The sequence below is a fragment of the Collinsella sp. LCP19S3_A6 genome, from assembly GCF_052122015.1.
Taxonomy (GTDB): Bacteria; Actinomycetota; Coriobacteriia; order Coriobacteriales; family Coriobacteriaceae; genus Collinsella.
On the sequence record NZ_JBQKDD010000028.1, the window covers coordinates 1 to 919 of the forward strand.

A 919-nucleotide genomic window follows, 5' to 3' on the forward strand; every position below is an offset into this window, starting at 1 on the left:
TTTCTTTACGCTCGCGCCTCGACCGAGGTTCGAATCCATGCATGGCTTCCAAAAAAGAAAAGCCCCCGTTGCCGGGAGCTTTAAAGTCAATTGGTGCGGCGTATAGGATTCGAACCTATGACGTTCTGATTCGTAGTCAGACCCTCTATCCAGCTGAGGTAACGCCGCAACGCACGGATTATTATGCACGCGAGGCCCCGACGGGTCAAGCGACAATTTGAAAAAATTTTACGATGTGATGATTATGCTGCTCGCGCCTCGACCGAGGTTCGAATCCGTGCATGGCTTCCAAGACGATATGAGAAAGCCATTTGGGTCGCCTCCCCCGCGGCGCAGCTTCTTTTCGCGGGCTCGGGATGCCACAATGGGCTTTGAGTATCGGCCCGTGCGGTAGCCCTTACCGCACCTGCGGGGAGGAGGCTTCCCATGCCCCATGTTACCTCCATCGGCCTGGACGTCCACGCGCGATCGGTCGCCGCCGCGGCGTTCAACCCCTTCACCGGCGAGGTGGTGCACCGTGACTTCGGGACGGACGCCGCCGAGATCGCGGAGTGGGCCCTCGGGTTCGAGGAGCCCAGGGCCTGCTACGAGAGCGGCCCCACCGGCTTCCACATGGCGCGCGAGCTGCGCGCGCTCGGCCTCGACTGCGCCGTGGCCGCCGTCTCCAAGATGCAGAGGCCGGCGGCGGACGCGCGCCGCAAGAACGACCGGCGCGACGCCGAGTTCATCGCCCGCATGCTCGCCACCCACAACATCGTGGAGGTCCCGCTGCCCGATGCGGCCGTCGAGGCCGCCCGGGACCTCGACCGCGCCCTCGACGACGCCACGGCGGAGTGCCGCCGCGCCAGGCAGCGCCTCAACATGTTCCTGATCAGGCTGGGCCACGTCTGGGACGAGCGCAACGCCGACGGGACGAGGA

The 919-nt window shown here is 64.7% G+C and carries 1 protein-coding gene and 1 tRNA gene; one reads left to right on the forward strand and one right to left on the reverse strand.

Annotated elements, in window-relative coordinates; genetic code table 11:
- Window positions 1–91: 91 nt before the first annotated feature.
- Window positions 92–168: transfer RNA gene (locus tag ACTQVX_RS08820), tRNA-Arg, on the reverse strand.
- A gap of 258 nt (window positions 169–426) precedes the next feature.
- Between ACTQVX_RS08820 and ACTQVX_RS08825 the strand changes: the two genes are divergently transcribed.
- On the forward strand, window positions 427–919 hold a 493-nt coding region (locus ACTQVX_RS08825; protein WP_441560932.1), incomplete at its 3' end, for an IS110 family transposase.